The 17,447-nt window shown below is 68.9% G+C and carries 16 protein-coding genes; 4 read left to right on the forward strand and 12 right to left on the reverse strand.

From position 1 onward, the window contains the following. Positions 1 to 60: 60 nt before the first annotated feature. The 3 genes from DLJ59_RS11185 to mqo form a co-directional block, all read right to left on the reverse strand. Positions 61 to 573: a hypothetical protein gene (locus DLJ59_RS11185; RefSeq protein WP_124772428.1), complete on the reverse strand. Its 513-nt coding sequence runs from the start codon at positions 571 to 573 to the stop codon at positions 61 to 63. 231 nt (positions 574 to 804) lie between these two features. Next, positions 805 to 1,152, reverse strand: a complete 348-nt coding sequence (locus DLJ59_RS11190; protein WP_197701128.1) for an FAD-binding oxidoreductase — start codon at positions 1,150 to 1,152, stop codon at positions 805 to 807. Between the two features lie 34 nt (positions 1,153 to 1,186). Further along, a complete protein-coding gene (mqo, locus tag DLJ59_RS11195; RefSeq protein WP_208648632.1) occupies positions 1,187 to 2,668 on the reverse strand; it encodes a malate dehydrogenase (quinone) in 1,482 nt (493 codons plus the stop codon). A 222-nt stretch (positions 2,669 to 2,890) separates the two neighbouring features. Between mqo and DLJ59_RS11200 the strand changes: the two genes are divergently transcribed. Continuing rightward, on the forward strand, positions 2,891 to 3,121 hold the full coding sequence (locus tag DLJ59_RS11200) for a transposase (RefSeq protein ID WP_089020055.1): 231 nt from the start codon (positions 2,891 to 2,893) through the stop codon (positions 3,119 to 3,121). Between the two features lie 312 nt (positions 3,122 to 3,433). Here the strand turns inward: DLJ59_RS11200 and DLJ59_RS11205 are convergent, their stop codons facing one another. The 9 genes from DLJ59_RS11205 to DLJ59_RS11245 form a co-directional block, all read right to left on the reverse strand. Next, on the reverse strand, positions 3,434 to 4,222 hold the full coding sequence (locus DLJ59_RS11205; RefSeq protein WP_244235959.1) for a transposase family protein: 789 nt from the start codon (positions 4,220 to 4,222) through the stop codon (positions 3,434 to 3,436). A 765-nt stretch (positions 4,223 to 4,987) separates the two neighbouring features. Next, entirely contained in the window at positions 4,988 to 5,194 is a 207-nt protein-coding gene (locus tag DLJ59_RS11210; protein WP_157743217.1) for a DUF2795 domain-containing protein, read from the reverse strand. A 91-nt stretch (positions 5,195 to 5,285) separates the two neighbouring features. Further along, on the reverse strand, positions 5,286 to 7,103 hold the full coding sequence (locus DLJ59_RS11215; RefSeq protein ID WP_124772430.1) for a phosphoenolpyruvate carboxykinase (GTP): 1,818 nt from the start codon (positions 7,101 to 7,103) through the stop codon (positions 5,286 to 5,288). Beyond that, positions 7,096 to 7,521: a hypothetical protein gene (locus DLJ59_RS11220; protein ID WP_124772431.1), complete on the reverse strand. Its 426-nt coding sequence runs from the start codon at positions 7,519 to 7,521 to the stop codon at positions 7,096 to 7,098. The genes DLJ59_RS11215 and DLJ59_RS11220 overlap by 8 nt, the downstream gene beginning before the upstream one ends. 6 nt (positions 7,522 to 7,527) lie before the next feature. After that, a complete protein-coding gene (locus DLJ59_RS37350; protein ID WP_244235964.1) occupies positions 7,528 to 7,935 on the reverse strand; it encodes a hypothetical protein in 408 nt (135 codons plus the stop codon). A 1,585-nt stretch (positions 7,936 to 9,520) separates the two neighbouring features. Continuing rightward, positions 9,521 to 9,874, reverse strand: a complete 354-nt coding sequence (locus DLJ59_RS11230) for an ArsR/SmtB family transcription factor (protein ID WP_124772432.1) — start codon at positions 9,872 to 9,874, stop codon at positions 9,521 to 9,523. A 10-nt stretch (positions 9,875 to 9,884) separates the two neighbouring features. Further along, positions 9,885 to 11,252, reverse strand: a complete 1,368-nt coding sequence (locus DLJ59_RS11235) for an NAD(P)-dependent malic enzyme (protein ID WP_158630824.1) — start codon at positions 11,250 to 11,252, stop codon at positions 9,885 to 9,887. Between the two features lie 591 nt (positions 11,253 to 11,843). Continuing rightward, entirely contained in the window at positions 11,844 to 12,779 is a 936-nt protein-coding gene (locus DLJ59_RS11240) for an ATP-binding protein (protein WP_124772434.1), read from the reverse strand. 209 nt (positions 12,780 to 12,988) lie between these two features. Then, positions 12,989 to 13,414 (reverse strand): cytochrome c oxidase subunit 4, encoded by a 426-nt coding sequence (locus DLJ59_RS11245; protein ID WP_167493843.1) that lies wholly within the window; start codon positions 13,412 to 13,414, stop codon positions 12,989 to 12,991. Positions 13,415 to 14,119: 705 nt separating this feature from the next. Between DLJ59_RS11245 and DLJ59_RS11250 the strand changes: the two genes are divergently transcribed. From DLJ59_RS11250 to DLJ59_RS11260, 3 genes are all read left to right on the forward strand, one after another. Continuing rightward, the gene (locus DLJ59_RS11250; protein WP_279635744.1) at positions 14,120 to 14,437 is read left to right on the forward strand and encodes an STAS domain-containing protein; all 318 of its coding nucleotides are present in this window, start codon (positions 14,120 to 14,122) and stop codon (positions 14,435 to 14,437) included. A 674-nt stretch (positions 14,438 to 15,111) separates the two neighbouring features. After that, entirely contained in the window at positions 15,112 to 15,477 is a 366-nt protein-coding gene (locus tag DLJ59_RS11255; protein ID WP_124772437.1) for an ArsR/SmtB family transcription factor, read from the forward strand. Positions 15,478 to 15,485: 8 nt separating this feature from the next. Continuing rightward, positions 15,486 to 17,198, forward strand: a complete 1,713-nt coding sequence (locus tag DLJ59_RS11260; RefSeq protein ID WP_124772447.1) for a SulP family inorganic anion transporter — start codon at positions 15,486 to 15,488, stop codon at positions 17,196 to 17,198. Positions 17,199 to 17,447: the final 249 nt, after the last annotated feature.

Genomic DNA, 17,447 nt, shown 5'->3' on the forward strand with positions numbered 1-17,447 from the left:
ATCGAACCAGCCTCTCCTCATCGCGGCAATCATCTGGCTCATGATCGGCAGGAGCAGCCCTTAGTTGCAGTTCGTCAGTGCGATCCCGCTGAGGATCGGCCGCCCGAGCCGAAACCCGGTCACGAGCTCCCCGGCCTCGGCGAGTGCCGTCACCTCGAACTCGCCACTGCGCGCCGCCGTCCAGAAGCCGTCGGCCTCCCCACTGGTGCCAGGAGGGAATGTCAACTCCATCTCGATCTGGACCGTATACGCGAGGTCGAGGTCATCCTCGCCGCCCGACGGTTCGCCCGGCACACCGTCGCGCCATTCGACCGCAGGGATGGCGAAGCGCCGGGCGAGCAGCAGCCGCGGCGGGCCGTCCGGCCATTCGGAGACACCGAACTCAAGAACCAGCGTGTCCGCTTCCACGTCACCCTCCCAGCGGTCGAAGAGACCGTCCAACGGGACCACGAGGAACGCCCGGAAGCCACGCCACGCGAGGCCCACGTCCCGGATACAATCCGGGTCGCCGCCCTCCGCCGCGAGCAGTCGGCGCAGTTCCTGCAGTCCGTCACGCCACGAGAGAGCTGTCATGACTGCATTTCATCACGCAGGCCATCATGATCGGCAGGACACGCCGCACGACCTGACCCTGCAGCAACCAGCCGACCGAGCGTCGGTCACGCGGTCCGCCAGATCGCCATGCCAAGAAAGCGACACGATCTTGAGAAGGGGCGACAGCAACCTGAGAAACCGAACGCTCTGCCCTGGCCAGAGACACGTCGGGCGATAAGACCGACGAGAACCTACATCATCTGTAGTTTCTCAACCTCGAGTCCCCCTCCACCGTGATGGTCTGTTTGGCGACGTCGAGGTCGCGGATGCGGCGCATCGCGTCAGGGAGAGCACGACCTGACGGCCGGAGGAGTCCGGGACGGCGCCGCCGCACAGCCCCGTGTTGCCGCCCTGTGGGACGACCGCGACGCCCGCCTCGCGGCACACCGTGACGACCGCGGCCACCTCCTCGGCGTTGCCCGGCCGCACGACGGCCGCAGCGGTTCCCGCGTACGCGTTGCGGCAGTCGGTGAGGTAGCCGGCCATGTCGTCCGGGTCGCTGATCACGCCGGAGGGCCCGACCACATGCCGCAGCCGGCCGATGAGGTCTGCGGTCACGAGGCCGCCGCTCCCTTCCCGTGGACCGTCGTGCTCACCCCGGCAGCAGCCCGAGTACCCGGCGGGCCCGCGTCACCTCCTCGCCGAGCCGGTCGGGGCCGAATTGCCGCACCGTCTGCGTCGACGGCGCGAGCCGGTCCAGCTGTGGCGCCCACTCCGGCATGCGCTGCGGAAAGCTCGCCGCGAGCACGTCGAGCATCGTCGACGCGGCGGTCGAGGCACCGGGCGAGGCGCCGAGCAGGGCGGCCAGGGAGCCCGCGGAGGTGACGATCTCGGTGCCGAAGCCGACCGTGCTGCGGCCGCCGGTCTTCTTGAGGACCTGAACTCGCTGCCCTGCGGTCATCAGCGTCCAGTCGTCCGCGCTCGCCGACGGCACGAACCGGCGCAGCGTGGCCGTTCGGGCATCCGCGGACTGGGTCACCTGCCGGATCAGGTAGGTCACCAGCGGGCGGTTGTCCCGCGCCGCGGCCATCAGGACCGGGAGGTTCCCGGGCCGGACCGATCGCACCAGGTCGGTCAGCCGGCCACGGGTGAGGAAGCGGGGCGAGAAGGCGGCGAACGGTCCGAAGAGCAGCGCCTCCTGTCCGTCCACCACCCGCAGGTCGAGATGCGGAACAGAGATGGGCGGGGCGCCCGGAGCCGAATGCCCGTACACCTTCCCCCGATGGGCCGCCACAAGCTCGGGCCGATCGGTCCGCAGGAACTGACCGCTGATCGGGAAGGCGCCGTACCGCCGGATCTCCGGGACCCGGGCCGACTGCAGCAGCGGCAGCGTCCCGCCCCCGGCCCCGACGAAGACGTATGGCGCCCGCAGCCGCCGGCGATGCCCCGTCCTGCGGTCGCGGACCTGCACCACCCAGGTCCGCCCATGCCGGCGCAGGGACGTGACCTCCTGGCGCGTTCGCACGACGCCGCCGCGCTGCTGCAGGGCCGACAGCAACTGCCGGGTGAGGACGCCGAAGTCGACGTCGGTCCCCTGCGCCGAGCGGGTGACCGCCACCGGTTCGTTCCCGTTCCGGCCCTCGAACATCAGCGGCAGCCACGAGGCGAGGACGTCGGGGTCCTCGCTGAACTCCAGGTCGGAGAAGAGCGGGTGGCCCCGCAAGGCCTCCCACCGGGCCCGCAGGTACGCCACGCCGTCCGCACCGCGGCCGAAGCCGAGGTGCGGGACCGAGTGGATGAACGCCTCGGGCGGCCCGAGCACCCCCCGCTCCACGAGACGGGCCCAGAACCCCAGAGATGAGACGAACTGCTCGCCGATCCGCACGGCGCTCGACACGTCCACCGTGCCGTCGGGCCTCCGCGGGGTGTAGTTGAACTCGCAGAGCCCGGCGTGGCCGGTACCGGCGTTGTTCCAGGCGCTGGAGCTCTCGAGCCCGGCCTCGTCGAGCCGCTCGACGACGGTGATCCGCCAGTCCGGCTGCACCTCGCTCAGCAGCACGCCCAGGGTGGCGCTCATGATCCCGCCGCCGACGAGGACGACGTCCCAGCCCTCGCTCGCACCGCTCCTCGACACGATCACACTCCCCACGCTAGGAGCCCACGACGATGCCTGTCCAAGTCTGCTCGGGCATGGGGTCGATATCCCCACGATATCGCGATCAGCCGAGCAGCACGGCGATCCCGACGAGCACGGGAACGGACAGGACGGTGGTGGAGTCTCTACGCGAGTTTGCATGCTGCCGAAGCTTCCGATCTTGGCTGTTTGGGCTGGTAGAGGGTCTTGTCGCGGATTGAGGTGGTATTCGCGACGAAGCCGCAGCTGGCGCAGGCCATGCTTGCCCGGGCGATGGACGCCGGGGTCCCAGCTCGGTGGGTCACCGCGAACGAGGCCTACGGCCAGGACTCGAAGTTCCGGACGTTCTGCGACCAGCGCCGGGTCGGCTACGTGGTGGCCGTGCTCCGCGACCAGCAGATAGGGCTGGGTGTGCACCGCCCGCGTCGACACCCTGGCCGGACAAGCCCCTGACGAGGCGTGGAAACGGCTCGGCCGGGGCCGGCTCGAAGGGGCCACGGCTGTACGACTGGGCCACGGCCGGCCTGCCCGACCTCGACGACAGCGGCCGCAGCCGATGGGTCCTGATCCGTCGCAGCATCGCCGCCCCCGGCGAGCTGGCGTTCTACCTGTGCGCCGGACCCGCCGGCACCACCATCACCACCTTGGTCGCCGGAGCCCGGTGGGCGATCGAGGAATGCTTGTGCGCCACGAGGCGCCTTGTCGTATTCCCAACGCAGTTGGGAGGAACTCGGAGGGAGGTTTCTGGGTCTGAATGACGTGATCTCAACAAGAAGGCGGTAGGTAGCGGTATTCGAAATGGGTGAGGTGGAGAGCGGCGCGGACGATGTCGCCGACCTGTCGTGGGATGGCTGTGCTGTGACGTAGGGTCCGCCAGCGGCCGACGAGAATCGCGAAGCCGCGTTCTCCGAGGCACCGCATCGATCGAAGGACGGCGTTGTAGGCGCGGTTGTCGACCGCGAGCCTGCGGCCGTCGGCAGGCTGCTTGTATGGAGCGTGGATGCCCTGGCCAGCGCCTTCGTAGCCCGAGTCGGCCAGAGTCGGCAACCCGAGTTCGGAGGCCGCCCAGTAGAGGGCGCCGGTGGCGTCCAACCGCTGGGCGCATGTCAGGTCGTGCAAATGTCCGGGCATCGCATCCGAGGTCCAGATCGGTAGCCCGTCGGGGCGCATGATCGCTTGGATGTTCGCGCCGAAGTCACGGTGTTTCCCGGAGTACCACGCGTCGATCGTGTCGTCCTTCACGGTGGCGATGGTCTCGGCGAGGCGGTCGGTGTCGAACAGCTTCCCGTCGAGGATCACGTGCGACCAGCCGTCGGCGGCGACCCGGGTCAGCGCGTCGTGCAGGGTGGGTGTCTGCGCCGCCAGGACCCGCACGGCCTCGGCGACGTACCGGTAGGCGGTCGCCCTCGACACGCCGAACCCCGCCCCGAGGGTGGTCTTGTCCTCACCCTTGCGAAACCACACCAACACCATGATCGCCTGGTAGAAGCACGTCAGCGCACGAGTTCCCGGGCGGGTGCCCACCGTGCGACGCTCGGCACGAAGCAGCCGCACCACGTGCTGTATGAGTTCCCTGGGAACGTCGAGCCTGGCAGGATAGGCGATCACGTGGAGCCCTCTCGAAGACTGGATCCTGTCGCAAGAACCTGTCTATCGATGGCTCCACGCCCATATCCAACACCGTCCGGTATGGACGTTACGCCCGTGTCATCCCCACACGGCCGCCGGACCTCGCTGAGATCACCTCAATGGCCCTCAGCCACCGCTTACTTTCCCCGCTGGCTGATGAAGAAGCCGTTCCAAGTTGCCATTCCGGACTCGACCGGGAAGGTGGAACTCGAGTAGCGAACCGGCCGGTCAACTCTATCACGTGCATCTCGGCGACCTTGTAAAGGAACAAATCTCTGGGTGTCCATTGTTGCGTCTCCGGTCATTTTCTGCGGTGCCTCCTGACTACCCGTGATGAGGTCACTTGATGCTGCAGGACTGCCGCCCCGGCAGAATCTTTGGGACGGGGGTGCCGGCGGGCTAGGGCGATTCAGGGCGCGGGCGTGGATTTTTCTGCGGCCGGAGGCTGCCGGGTAGAACACGCGGCGTGTGCTGCGGTGGTAGTGCGTGGGCCGGTGCAGGTGCAGCCGGCTGGGGTTCCCGAAGGTGGCTTGCAGGTCGCCGCGGTCGCGGCGAGGATCTCGGCGCGGAGCAGCGGCCAGAACTGCAGGCGTGGCAAGCAAACCACCTCCTCATTGTGATGGCGCTCCATGCCCACCTCCGTGGGCGCGCCAGGCCAGGGCCGAAGGTCCCGTGATCCCGGAGACTGTGTTAGCTGCCGATGGGGACGTGGCCAAGTTCGTACCACAGGTTGCGGATCGTCGGATATGGCTTGTCCGGTAGGGCTTGGAGGACGGCGATGATCTCGGGGCGGGCGTGGCTGCCGGCGGCGTGGGCGAGTATCCGGTCGCGGGTGGCGGGGCCGGTGGTGAAGGCTGCTTCGACGTGGACGGCCAGCTCGGTTCGTGTGACGGTCATCAGTGTTTTCTCGGCTCGCGTTGGGGGTGGGTGGGCTGAGGTTGGCGTGGCCTGCCGTACGAGGGTGGCCATGCCGGTTGGGTGCGGGCGGCTATGGGAGCCGGTGGGTGAGGGTGTCTAGTTCGGTCCACAGTTGGGCGGGCAGCTTGTCGCCGAAGCGGGTGAACCATTCGGTGATCTGCGGGATTTCCGCTCGCCACTCGTCGGCGTCGACGTGCAGCGCTGCGGCGAGGTCGGCGTCGGTGACCTCGAGGCCGTCGGTGTCGATCGTGGCCGGGTACGGCACGAGTCCGATCGGGGTGTCAACGGCGTCGGCGGTGCCCTCCAAACGCTCGATGACCCACTTGAGGACGCGGGAGTTCTCGCCGTATCCGGGCCACAGGAACCGGCCGTCGGCGCCTCGGCGGAACCAGTTCACCTGGAAGATCTTCGGCAGCATGGTCGGGTTGTCGGCCTGCTTGCCGATCGCCAGCCAGTGGCCGAGGTAGTCGCCGGCGTGGTAGCCGATGAACGGCAGCATCGCCATCGGATCGCGGCGGACGACGCCGACCTGGCCGACGGCGGCAGCGGTGGTCTCCGAGGAGAGGGTGGCGCCCATGAACACGCCGTGGTTCCAGTCCCGGGCCTGCGCGACAAGCGGGATAGTGGTCTTGCGGCGTCCGCCGAACAGGATCGCGGAGATCGGTACACCGCGCGGGTCGTCATACTCGGCCGCCAGGATGGGGCATTGCCTGATTGGCGTGCAGAATCGGCTGTTGGGGTGGCTGGAAAGCTTATCGGAGTCCGGCGTCCAGTCGTTGCCGTGCCAGTCGGTCAGATGCGCGGGCGGGGTGCCCATGCCTTCCCAGAACACGTCTCCGTCGTCGGTGAGCGCGACGTTGGTGAACAGCGAGTTGCCGCGTTCGAGGGTACGCATCGCGTTGGGGTTGGTCGCGTAGTCGGTGCCTGGTGCGACGCCGAAGAAACCATACTCGGGGTTGATTGCGTACAGGCGACCGTCGTCACCGAAGCGCATCCAGGCGATGTCATCGCCGAGGGTTTCGACGGTCCAACCGTCCATGGTGGGTTGCAGCATGGCCAGGTTGGTCTTGCCGCACGCGGACGGGAACGCTGCGGCGATGTAGTGCACGGCACCGCCGGGGCTGGTGAGTTTGAGGATCAGCATGTGCTCGGCGAGCCAACCCTCGTCGCGTCCCATGACCGACGCGATGCGAAGGCTGTAGCACTTCTTGCCCAGCAGCGAGTTGCCGCCGTACCCCGAGCCGTAGGACCAGATCTCACGGGCCTCCGGAAAGTGGGCGATGTATTTGGTGTCGTTGCACGGCCAGATCACGTCCGCCTGCCCGTCGGCCAGGGGTGCGCCGACCGAGTGCAGGGCAGGCACGAAGTCGGCGTCCTCGCCCATGACGTCCAGGACGGGGATGCCCACCCGGGTCATGATCTTCATCGACGCGGCGACGTACGCGGAGTCGGTGATCTCTACCCCGAACTTGGGGTCCTCGGCATCCAGAGGTCCCATGCAGAACGGGATGACGTACATGGTCCGTCCGGCCATGCAGCCGCGGTACAAGCCGGTCATGAGCTGCTTCATGTCGGCCGGGGCCATCCAGTTGTTGGTCGGTCCGGCGTCGGCCTCATCGGCGGAGCAGATAAATGTTTGCTGCTCCACCCGGGCCACATCCGACGGGTCGGTGCGAGCCCAGAACGAGTTGGGTTTCTTGGCCTCATCGAGCCGGACCAGGGTGCCCGCCTCGACCAGCTGGGCGGTCAGGCGCTGCCACTCCTCGTCGGATCCGTCGCACCATCGAACCTGCGCCGGGGTGGTCAGCTCGGCGACCTCCCGTACCCACGCAAGCAGCTTCGGGTGGGTGGTCGGGGCTGCATCAGGCGACATTGCCATGTCAGTCATCGGGCAAACCTTTCTCGTGCTGTTGTCCGCGGTGCCGGGCCTTACGCCGCTCGTTGATACCCGCTACCGGTTTGGCGCGCTTGGTCCAAGCCGCCCTCTGGTTGCGTCGTCCTGGGTGATGCAGCCGGTCAGGCCCGGCCGACAGCAGGTACAGCCGGCGGGACATCGCCACCGACAGGCCGATCAGCGCCTCCCGGTCGTCCTGGCGCAGCAGCCGGACGGCGCCTGAGGCGGCGGCGATGAGCATCAGCCCGTCGGCCGGCCACATCAGCGCGTACCGGCGGATGCGGATCACCACCTCGCCCAGGATCGGGTTGATCACCTCAGCGCTGTCGCCGTTGCGCAGCGCGCGCAGCAGCCCATGGTTCACGGCCAGGTAGGTGTCCCACGCCGCCCGCCGACCCGTATTGCTGTCCATCCTCGGTCACCTCGCTACCGGTGATCCGCGCCGCGTTGCCGACCAGCGGCCGTGGCGGCGCGGGGCACAGCAGCCCGGTGTGGTGCAATCGACGGCAGCCGCCCGCGCGCGCGGGCCCAGCCCCGCCTGACCACCGCGGCGGCATTCATGGGTGCACCGCCACGCCGGCCTCGTCAGCAGGGGCGTCGAGGAACTCGTTCGGCTCGTGAGGATCCGGGTCAGGAAGCTGCGGGCGGCGCCCGTCAGGTCGGCCACGTCCGGCCCGGCAAGACCACACCGGCCATCGGGCGACTTGTAGACGAGCCCAGCCCGGCGCAGCACCGCCAGCTGCTGCGACAGGCTCGACGCCTCCATCTCTCGCACCGGATGGCCCCGCCTGCGGAAGAACTCCGCCTTGCTCTGATGCAGCGCCACCAGCCCTCTCCTCGTCACGGCGTTATGACTTTGCTAATTGAACACCTTCGCAAGTCGGTAAATCGTTGACACTGATGGAATGTGAAACATCCCACGCACCCGGCACCCACTTGCTTCAGCCCGGAGACCAGCCCAACCCCGAAGCCTCCACGCCTCGACCTTCAACTGATCGGCCACGTACGCCGCGGGTGTTCGCCGCCGGCATGGTGCCCGCTGTTAATCGCCGGCAGGACGGCAGATGGGCGCCATGCCGTTCGGCGGACCTTCGCCACCGGCTGGTTAGTCCGAGCTCGACGCGCTTTTGCCGGCCGGGGAACGCCGAGGCTGCGGTGGCGGACGCCGCCCATGCACCGCCGCCTGTACCGCGGGTCGAGCAGTGCGGGCGGGCCAAGGCCATCGGCGGATGCGGGAGCCGGCGTCGACGGGCTGGAGCGGACGGGCCTGTCCGACAGCCCTGCCGTCGTCACGGGCGAATCCCCGACCGACTGCATGACGTGGATGGCGATCCGGCGGGAGCTTCAATCGCTGCAGTTCCTGACGCGGGACGCCGATCCCGCCGACCTCATCGCGGCGCGCATGCAGATGGCGCGGTCGTCGCGCTGGCAGACTCCGCGTTCGGCGCCAGCATGCCAGCGGTCACCGTTTCCGCCTGGGGGCGAGGGCCGCGCACGCTCTGTCAACCGCCGTCGCCGACGGGGAGGCGCAGATCGACCAGTTTAGGGGCGACACGGACCAGGCAGGACCCGCTGACGACGGCGCGCAGCGGGCTGCTACCAGCAGTTGCCCCTGGCGGTTTTCCCGTTTCGGCGACCGCCTGGCACGAGCCCGGTCGGCCCGGGGACAAGCCGTATGAGCCCACCGCCCTCAGCCAGCGCCACCCGGACAAGATCGAGGCCGCGGAGCTGTTGGTGGCCAGAGACCAGCAGCGCCTGGCGGGCAAGGCCAAATTCGTCCGGCAGCAGGCCCGGCTGGCCGAGGCACCGCCCCGCCGCACCGCGCGCGTAACCCCCGCCGGATCCTGACAGAGGCGGCCACGGCCTTGCTCACCAATCCGGCGCCCCGGCTCAAGCACGGCAAGCACGGCAGAATACGTGCGGGACTACAACACGCAGATCCCTGCCCGCAACCAGATTTTCTTGCCGATCGAGCTGCAGGACAACGCCTCCGACACCACCACGCTCATCCCGACATCAGACGTATTCAGCACAACGGCGCAGCAGCCGGACTCGATGTTGCCCCGCGTCGCACTGAAAGCCTTCCGGCCAAGCCGGCACGCCCACCCGGCCGTCGCAACAGCCGTCGTACACCCGGGTCACGACTTTCCACGCGACCACGACAAACACCAGGACACCGGGAAGAGAGAAGAGAATCCCCACGGACGCCGGACAAGTTAAAGACTAAGTTGCGAGCGGTCCACCACAACTCCACCCAGTTTCGACAAGCCACAAATAGGGCCGTCGGTGATGGTAGGGCGCCGTGCGCGGGGTGGGCGGGCGCCCCGCACCGGGGCGCCCGCCCGGGAACCGCCGACCGCATCGAGGGGGCGAAGGGATGGTCGGCGGAAGAACCGCGAGCCGCCGGTGACCTAAGGGGAGGTTGCACTGGCGGCGGGTACGGTGGCATGCAGGTCGCGCAGCAGGTCAGCCTGTCCGGCCAGCACCTCGGACAGGATCCGGCGCGCCGCAGTCAGCAGCTCGGCCACGTGCGGACTGGTCAGGGCGTAGTACACGGTGGATCCCTCCTTGCGCGAGACCACCAGGTTGGCCCGGCGCAGCACCGCCAGCTGCTGCGACAGGTGCGCCGGCTCGATGCCCACCTCGGGCAGCATTTCGCCGACCGAGTGTTCCCGGTCGCTGAGCAGCTCCAGCACTCGGATGCGGGCAGGATGTCCCAGCGTCTTGAAGAAGTCTGCCTTCAGTTGGTACAGGGGCCTGCTCACCGCCACCACCTTACTCATCGATCCAGCCTTCATCGCCGGCGTGCTCGGCCGCGTGGTGCCGGGACGCCTCGACAGCGGCGACCGCGGCGGCCACCGTCGGCACCACCTGCGGGTCGAGCACGTCGGGCAGCAGCCGGCGCGGGCCGAGCAGTTCCTTGCCGACCAGGCCGGCGAGCACGTCCGCGGCGGCCAGCAGCATCGCTGTGGTGATCCGCGGCGCCCGGGCGTTGAGCGCCCCGCGGAACACGCCGGGAAACACGAGCGCGTTGCTGATGTGGTTAGGGTAGTCGCAGCGTCCGGTGGCGATCACCGGGTCGAGCCCGGCGAGCATCTCCGGGCGGATCTCCGGCTCAGGATTCGCCAGCGCGAACACCACCGGCCGCAGCGCCATTTCGGCCACCATCTGCGAGCTCAGCAGCCCACCGCGGCTGACTCCGACGACAGCGTCCGCGCCGACCAACGCGTGCGCCAGCCCGCTGCGGATTCGACGCGGATTGGTGTGCTCGGCCAGCCACACCTTGTGCGCCGGCAATTCGTCGAGGTGCGGGCCGAGCACACCCTGACGTGCCCACACCGTCACGTCGCTCGCGCCGGCACGCAGCAGCAGCCGGGCCACCGCCGTGCCGGCGGCGCCGGCACCCATCACCACGATGCGCGCGGTTTCCAGCTGTTTACCGACCACGCGGAGCGCGTTGCGCAGCCCGGCCAGCACCACCACCGCGGTGCCGTGCTGATCGTCGTGGAACACCGGGATGTCGAGCACGTCCTGCAGGCGCCGCTCGATGTCGAAGCAGGCCGGCGCGGCGATGTCCGCCAGATTGATCCCGCCGAACGTCGGCGCGAGGGTACGCACCGCCGCGACCACCTTGTCGGGGTCGCCGGCGTCGAGGCAGATCGGCACCGCGTCGATGTCGGCTAGCTGCGCGAACAGCGCGGCCTTACCCTCCATCACCGGCAATGCCGCCAGCGGCCCCACATCCCCCAGCCCCAGGACTGCGGTGCCGTCGGAGACCACCGCCACCCGGTTCGGCCGGCCCGTCACCTCCACCGCCGCCGCGGGACGCGCCGCGATGGCGGCGGCGAGGCGACCCACGCCCGGCGTGTACACCAGTGCCAAATCCTCCGCCGAGCGCACCGGCAGCCGAGGCCGCACCTGCACCCGTCCACCCGCTGACACCATCCACAGCCGGTCCACCCAGCCGATAACTCGACGTCGCCGGCCCGCCGCCTGCCGCACCCGCCGCAACGCGTCCTCACCGTCGACCTGCACCAGCAGCCGCTGCTGACCAGCCACGTGCCACGGCAGCACCGACACGCCCCAGCCCGGCTCGAGGAAGTCCAGCAGCGACACGGCAGCCTCTTGCGTGTCGGCACGCACCGTAAGTACCGCGGCGAACGCCGGATCGCCCCCCGGGCGCCGCTGACCCTCCACTGCTGCTTCCATCAATTGCGCAGTTTAGCAACAGCACGACGGCTGGGGGTACCCACCCTTTCGGTGATGTTCGACGTGCGATGTCAACATCAATAAACGTCGGTATACGCGGCTTTCAGGGCGTCTGGGTTTTCGGGCCACGAGGTGCGCTTGTCCGACCTGTCGGGCGGAAGGGTTCCATGCCCCGGGGGTGAGCCGTGCGGGACTTCTTGAGCACGTCGAGTGCCTTCGCCGCCGCGCTGATCCGCGCCGCCAGCGCCGGCCGCGCTCGCCGTACCGCGGCGGCTGTCCGACGGGTCCTATGGCAGGGTGCGCGACCTGTGTTGCGACCTATCGGACGTGCCCGTTGACCGGTGAGCGTATGTGCCGCCGGCTCGCCCCGGCGGCCGGCGCGCGGGCCGCCCACGGTGACTGCGCTCTCACGACGAGCCCGTCGCCCTTGCCTCTGGCCGTGTCGCGCCCGTCCCCGCCGTTCAGGGAGCGCCGCCCGGAGCTACGGGTTTCTGCGCTCGCCAGAGCCGCTGGCGCCATGGGCGGTCAGGGACGAGTCGCGCACCGGCCGACATCCTGGCCGGCGATGAGCGAGAACCACACATCCTTGCCGGGCCGGCCGATCGCCGGATGCCAGCCGAAGCGGTCCGTCATCGCATTGACGACGCGCAGTCCCCGTCCGCCGTCGGCCTTCGTGAGGTTCACGTCCGGCGCGGCGGTGTCCATGGCGCTGGCGCAGTCTCCCACGCTGACAGTTAGGATCCGTGCCCCGCGTCGATCGCGCCGCACCCGTAGCGTCACACTGAACGTGTCGCTGTCGGTGTGGCGAATGCTGTTGGTGACCAGTTCCGTCAGGGCCAGCACCGCCTGATCGATCCGACCGTCCAACCGCCACTCGGTTAGGACAGCGCGTAGCCAGTGACGTGCGGCGAACGTCTGCGACGGATGCGCCGGAAACGACCGCTGGCTGTGCCGCAGCATCAGACTCAGCGTCCGACCAGCCGGCACACGGCCGTATCGATCCGCGAACCTGCCCAGCAAACCCTGCACGGCGAGGTCCGCGGACGGATACGTCGGCGTCTTCCCGACGGTCGCCAATGCGAAGCCTGCGGGGCTGGCACACACCGCGACCGACGCCTGCGACGCTGATCCCGTCCGCTGTGCCAGCGTCTGCAAACCCTCGGATGTCCATCCCCGCAGACCGCCGAGGTCGACGACGACGCCGTCGCGGTAGCCACCCATCCTGTCGATCTTCCCCACGAGGCGATGCGCCGCGCCGCCATCCAATCCGCCGTCCAACGCAAGCACGACACAGCCGCGTGAGCTGCTGGTGTCGCCGAGCCCGCCCAAGCGTCGGACAACTTCCACCACTGCCGTCCGTGAGCCTGCGGACGGCAGTGCAAACTTCCAAGTATTCATGATTGCTAACATTAGCAAGTGGATGAGGCTGCCGGGACGGGCGGTATTAGCGAGGTGACTCATCCGGCCCTGCTTGGGTCGGTGAGCGCGCGGATCTGAGCCAGCAGCCGAAACCACCTGCCGGGCGTGGCCCGGAGCGGCGCCGACGACGCGGCGGTGGTCTGCCACCACCCGTCCGCTCCGCCAGAAACAGCCGACCGCGCAGCGACCGCGACATCACCCCTCGGCAGCACCGGGTCCCGCACGCCGCGCGGCAGGCCGGACCGAAGATTTTAGTGCTCAGCGGTCCGTCGTGTGCCGGTGTAGTACTCGAACAACAATCCGGCGGCAGCCAGGATCACGGCAACCGCGCCGACGCCCATCAGCCACGCCTGCCACAACGCCAAGCCCAACCCCGCCACGGCACAGGCCGCCGCCAGGCCGAACGGCCAATAGCTGCCAGGGCTGAAGAACCCCACCTCGCCGGCGCCGTCGGCGACCTCCGCGTCGGCCCGGTCCTCCGGGCGGGGTGCGATCCGGCGAGCGACGAAGCCGAAGTACAGGCCGCACATCGCGCACAGTGCGCAGGACAGCAGCAACGCAGTCGCTCCAGCCCACTCGGGGTGCCCGTAGACCTGCGTCGTCCAAGCGATGTAGACGGCCCCGAACAGCGCGAAGACCACCGCGACCAAACTGAAGATTCTCGATTCGGTCCTCACCATCAACCCCCTTCGGATGCCGCAGCCCGTCCCAGGCGTCCTGCGCCCGCTGGCCGCCCCGTCACCAATCAGTTGCCTAATTTAGCAGATGCTTATCTAGCAGAAAATGCATCCCTTGGGCCGCGATCTGCCTCCGACCGCCGGGCGCGCCGCGAATACCTGAGAAGCTGTCGCAGCCCCCGCACGAAGGAGCCTCATATAGGTCCTGTTCCGGACGACGGTTCCGGCAGACTGACCGATGCTCCTCGGCTTCCTCGTCACCCTGGAGCGCATCAGCCATGACATCCCGCTGCGCGGCGACGCCGTCACGCCGCCGGGCGAACGCGGAGAGGGTCGTCACCACCCCCAGGCAGACGCCAAGGTGGCCGGCCTGCCCCGCGCCACGGCGGTAGGCCATAGCCGTCGTTTCCGACTGCCAGCCCGAAAATTGCTTCGGTCTCTTCCCCTGCCGCCCCACCGCGCATGCCCACACCGTGGGCTTCTCCTCGAGGTCGGCGCCACCAACCGCCACTGCTGGCCCATCTACGCGCCTGTCTCGACCTGCTCGTGTCACTGGGCTGGTTAAACGGGGTCCCTGTGGTGCCGGCCGGCTCGTTCGGTGAGGGAGGAGCTCTTGGCTAGAGTTACCCACATGGTGGGGGCGCGTGCGGGCAGAGCAGGCAGCCGCCCTGTCATAAGAAAGGACGGTTGAACCGACCCGCGCTTGTGGTAACCCGGCACCGGGAGACCGACCACCTACTACGGCTAGAGGTCGTGGGGGAGATCGACATGGCCACCGCCGACCACGTCTACGCCGTGGTCGAGGCAACGCTTGCGGCTGACCACCCCACCCAACTCGTCATAGACCTGACCGCGGTGACCTTCCTCGACTGCGCCGGTATCCGAGCTTTGATCTCCGCACAACGCGCCGCCAGCGACCGTGCCACTAACCTGCGGGTCGTTGGGGCCTCACGACACATTCAGCGAGTACTTCACCTCACCGGCGTGCAGGATCTGCTCGCCGGCACCAACCCAGAGCTTTAGGTCAACCCCGTGCACCGCCGACTGCAGAAGACTGCCGCAACAGGTGGACGATCTTGTACGCGGCGGGCCGCCAGTCCCTCACGATGACGAGACTGCACCCGTCCTTGACCGCAGAGGTAGAACAGACTCCCGACCTCGGTGTTTCCGGTGGCAGCGGCGGATGCAAACCAGCTGCACCGATGCGTGCGGCAGGGGAGCGCGTGACCCCATGCCGCTCCCACCGTGGTCCGGTAGGTATTCGCGCTGATGCTGGCGCTCGGCTGGCAAGTGCGCCGCGCCGGCAGTGCTGGTCTGGGCTTGGACAGCGGTCCCGCCACCTCGCCCCGGTAATGGGCGAAGGTCCTGTTCGTCGTCGCGCTGCTGCAGGGCTTCATCGGCCCCGTTGCCCTTGGCGGGACTCGCCCTGATCCGATTCCTCGACCGCCCCGCCGTCGGCGTGCCGGTTGCGACTGCGGGGTTGTCACGACTCTGGCCGCGCAGTTGCAGATGGAAGGCGCCTGGCGCATCGGGGTGAACCCGCGTCCTGATCACCGGCGGCACGTCCGTGGTGGTGCGCAATCCACTTTCCACCGCCTTACCCGGGGTGGCGAGGATCACTGCGAGCGGGGTCAACGACTTCGACAATATGAAGAGGTATTCAATTGCCGAGTTGTTGGTCGGGACTGGGAGGGCGTGTGGCGGTGCTGTTGTACCAGAGGAAGGCGGAGTTCTTCCGCACGCTCGGGCATCCGGTGCGTATCCGGGTGCTGGAGTTGCTCGGCGAGGGTCCGATGACGGTGCGGGATCTGCTTGCCGACGTGGACATTGAGGCGTCGAGCCTGTCTCAGCAACTGTCGGTGCTGCGTCGGGCGGGGATCGTCACGTCCAGGCGGGATGGGTCGGCGGTCGTCTACGCCCTCGCGGGACCGGACGTGGCGGATCTGATGGGGGCGGCCCGCCGCTTCCTCACCGAAATGCTGGCAGGCCAGGCTGAGCTGCTGGAGACCCTCCGGGCAGACCAGGCCCACGCCGACGACCAGTCGATCCGGGTCCCGCGGTGAGCGCTGCGATGCTCGCCCGCTCGACCTGGCACCGGGTAGTTTCACTCCTGCCGACGGGTGCTGATGTCGCGGCGATGCGGAGGGCCCCCCGCCGTGACCTCGTCGCTGGGCTCACGGTTGCGGTGGTCGCGCTGCCGTTGGCGCTGGGGTTCGGGGTGTCGTCCGGCCTGGGGGCGGCCGCAGGTCTGGCGACAGCGATCGTGGCCGGAATCCTCGCCGCGCTGTTCGGCGGCTCCAACCTGCAGGTGTCTGGGCCCACCGGGGCGATGACGGTAGTGCTGGTGCCGATCGTGGCCCGGTACGGACCTGGCGGTGTGCTCACCGTCGGTGCGCTGGCGGGACTGGTTCTGCTGGCTCTGGCCCTGCTCCGCGCCGGACGATACGTGCGTTACGTGCCGGCGCCGGTGGTGGAGGGCTTCACCGTGGGCATCGCCGCGGTGATCTTCCTGCAACAGGTACCCGCCGCGTTGGGTGTGCCGAACCCGGACGGCGACAAGGTCACGACGGTGGCCTGGCGCGCGGTGGTCGAGTTCGCCGGCCACCCGCACTGGTCCGCGTTGGCGTTGGCGCTCGGGGTGGCGGCGGTGACGGTGGCCGGTGCGCGCTGGCGCCCCACGGTGCCGTTCTCGCTGATCACGGTGGCCGCGGCTACCGTGATCGGGCAACTGTTGTCGCTTGACGCCACCCGCATCGGTGTCCTGCCGGCCACCCTTCCCGCCCCCTCGCTGGACTTCCTGAACCTGGCTGCCGTGCCGACGTTGTTCACCTCGGCGCTGGCGGTTGCCGCGCTGGCGGCGCTGGAGAGTCTGCTGTCGGCGACCGTCGCCGACGGTATGACCGTCAACCAGCGCCACGACCCGGATCGGGAACTGTTCGGTCAGGGGTTGGCGAACCTGGTGAGCCCGCTCTTCGGCGGCGTGCCGGCGACGGCGGCGATCGCCCGTACTGCGGTCAACGTCCGCTCCGGCGCCCAGTCGCGTCTCGCCTCGCTGACCCACGCCGTCGCGCTGGCGGTGATCATGCTGGTCGCCGCCCCGCTGGTGGCCTACATTCCGGTCGCCGCGCTGGCCGGGGTGCTGCTGGCCACGGCTGTCCGCATGGTGGAGGTGGGTTCGCTGGCCGCGCTGGCCCGCTCGACCCGCTCCGACGCTCTCATCATGGCTCTGACCGCGATCGCCACGCTCGCCCTGGATTTGATCGCCGCGGTCGGAATCGGTCTCGTTCTCGCTGCCGCCCTGGCCATCCGCAAGATCGCGCGTGCGGCCCGGCTGGAGGAGGTCCCACTCGACATCGCCGATCATCACGTCGAGGAGGCCGCACTGCTCAGCGAGCACATCGTGGCCTACCGCTTGGACGGGCCGTTGTTCTTCGCCGCCGCCCACCGGTTCCTGCTCGAGTTGTCCGAGGTGGCCGATGTGCGGGTGATGATCCTGCGAATGTCCAGGGTGTCGACGATTGACGGCACCGGCGGGCTTGTGCTGCGCGACGCGATCGAACGGCTCGAGCGCCGGGGCATCACGGTCTATGTCTCCGGTATCCAGGCGGGACACGAGAAGACCCTTGCCGCGGTCGGAGTGCTCGACAGGCTCCGCGCCGCAGGCCGCGTCTTCCCCGATACACCCGAGGCGATCACCGCGGCCCGAGCCCATTTGCGCCACACGGGCGTCCTGCCCGCTGCTGGGCGGGCCGTGTTCGACCCGGCCGGGCAGCCGGGACGGTAGCGAGATCGCCAGGAAGGCGGGTAGCGATGGAACCGTCCCGGCGCGCGGCGTGGGATGCCTATCTGACATTGCGGGTCGGCGTCCTGCCGGAACTTGACGCCCTGCCCGTGCGCGACCATAGGTGTCGGGGTACTCGTTGGAGTGCAGAGGTGAGTACGGCTGATCTTGCAGAGGTCAGGTGTCGTGGTGGGCGCCTTGTTCGTCACGGTGGGTTGCGTTTTGCAGGCGCAGGCGGGTGAGGCCGAGCAT

The organism is Micromonospora inaquosa, assembly GCF_003857055.1.
In the GTDB taxonomy this organism is placed as follows: Bacteria; Actinomycetota; Actinomycetes; order Mycobacteriales; family Micromonosporaceae; genus Micromonospora; species Micromonospora inaquosa.